Origin of the sequence: Paenibacillus oleatilyticus (assembly GCF_018998565.1) — a bacterium.
In the GTDB taxonomy this organism is placed as follows: Bacteria; Bacillota; Bacilli; order Paenibacillales; family NBRC-103111; genus Paenibacillus_G; species Paenibacillus_G oleatilyticus.
This window is the reverse complement of sequence record NZ_JAHNZO010000070.1, coordinates 1-1927: the sequence shown is the minus strand read 5'-3', so window position 1 is coordinate 1927 and position 1927 is coordinate 1. Positions and strand designations below refer to the sequence as shown.

The following is a 1927-nucleotide window of genomic DNA, read 5'->3' as shown; positions in this document are numbered from 1 at the left end:
ACTAGAGTGAAGGGCAGAGAAATCTGCCCCTCCTCATCAAACCGTACGTGAGGTTTTCCCTCATACGGCTTTCCGATGTTCGTCATTCAAGTGCATGCAGATCACAAGAGCGTTTTAAGTCTACACTGTCCGGCTAGGAATCTTACTTCTTGAAGTGAGCCCATCCATCTTGCACGCTGTCTCTTCTTGGCATACCATCTTGTGAGCCTCTGCAAAATGTACCAGTCCAACTTTGCCAGCTTTAACTGGCTGTAGGCCGTGTAATAATAGTTCCTCCACCCCTGAATCTTTGGATTCAGCCATTCCACGTGTTCGAGAAATGATTTGTGTCTCATATTCGGTGGGGCTAGACGTTCTTTTACGACCTCCCGGATGCGTTCTTCCGCTTTCCGAGCTAACCATTGCTGGGTTGTGTAGTACACCTTCCCTTGAGAAGTTTCCGCTTTCGTTTTGCGATGGTGCATGCCAAGAAAATCAAAGCCTTCTTCCCCTGTCCAAAGTCCGACGATGCGTGTTTTGGTCGGGTGTAACGTCAATTCAAGACGATCCATAATGGCACGAATGAGTTCGTATGCCCGGTCTGCGTCTTTCTTCGTCTTACACACGATCACGAGGTCATCCGCGTATCGCGTGAGTTCCCCAATTCCGCTACCTTGTCGCTCCCACAGGATGTCGAAGTAGTTCAGATAGATGTTCGCGAGCAGCGGAGAAATGACTCCCCCTTGCGGCGTTCCTAAGTCTGAACGTCGAACCGTTCCTTCTTCCATGACTCCCGCCTTCAGCCACTTCCGTACCAGCTTCAAAATACGTCTGTCACTGATTCGCATTTCCACCAGCTTTATGAGCTTCTCTTGATTGATATTGTCGAAGTAACCTTGGATGTCGACGTCGACCACCCAATTGCCTTTGCGGTTGCATGCTTTTCGGATTCGGTCCAGCGCTTGCTTAGCACTTCGCTTTGGTCTGAATCCAAACGAGGATTCTTGAAAATCCGCTTCAAAGATTGGTTCCATTACCATTTTCGTCGCCATCTGTATGACGCGGTCCCGGATGGTAGGAATGCCTAGCGGTCTTTGCTTTCCATCTATCTTTGGAATGTAGTGCCGTCTTACTGGTTGAGGGTGATACTTGCCTTCTTTGAGGACTCGATGGCATTCGTACAAAAAGAGATGCTCTCCTTGCTTTTCAATGTCCGCAAGGGTCTCCCCGTCGATTCCAGCCGCCCCTTTATTGGCTCGTACTCTCCTCCACGCTTCCCCCAAGATGTCCATCCGGTAGACCTTGTCATAGAGTGCATGGAATCTACGCTTCTTGTTTTCCTTGGCCGCATGACCTAGTTTCTCTAGGAGTTGTTGAATGTTTTCCTTTGGTGTTGTTAGCCTCTCGGCATTCACTGACTCGTACCTCCTTAAGAAACATGAACAAAGCAGGGCTCCTTCCCTCCCGCAGGTTGTGTTGTCCTGCGTTCCTCGGTAGTATGAGCCCCTCGGACTCCCTTCCCGCAGGCTCTTCACTTCACCTTTCGGGCTTATAGAGCGCCTATTTTACGGGATTTCGAAAAAAAAAAATCCCGTGCGGGGGAGGGTCTCCCCAGTTCACTGCATCCTCTTTCATACCATGCCGATCCCCTTACGCCGGAGGATTCTTCGCTGCCGCTCCAAGTTCTTAACAGCTTCCGTGGTCTTCACCCATATGAACGGGGTTCGACTTCCTCTTCCCCCTCTTGCGAGGCCTTTTTGACGACGCGGCAGGATTCACTTCATGTTACGGCCTGGTATCTTGCTCGCCCTGTCTCCGACAGGTACTTTCGTCGACGCGCTTCCACGCACAGATTCCGCCGTACGCAGGCATCCTAGCTACGCGGGGGCTTGGCCCCTCCCGCGACCGGATTTTCACCGGCTAGAAGATGCGTGCCTCTGGGCACGCT

Annotated in this window: 1 protein-coding gene; it reads right to left on the bottom strand. The window is 51.3% G+C overall.

The features are described 5' to 3' along the window. Positions 1-101: 101 nt before the first annotated feature. Positions 102-1394 carry a group II intron reverse transcriptase/maturase gene (ltrA, locus tag KQX66_RS36305; RefSeq protein ID WP_216798376.1) on the bottom strand — a complete coding sequence of 431 codons (1293 nt, stop codon included), beginning with the start codon at positions 1392-1394 and terminating at the stop codon, positions 102-104. Positions 1395-1927: the final 533 nt, after the last annotated feature.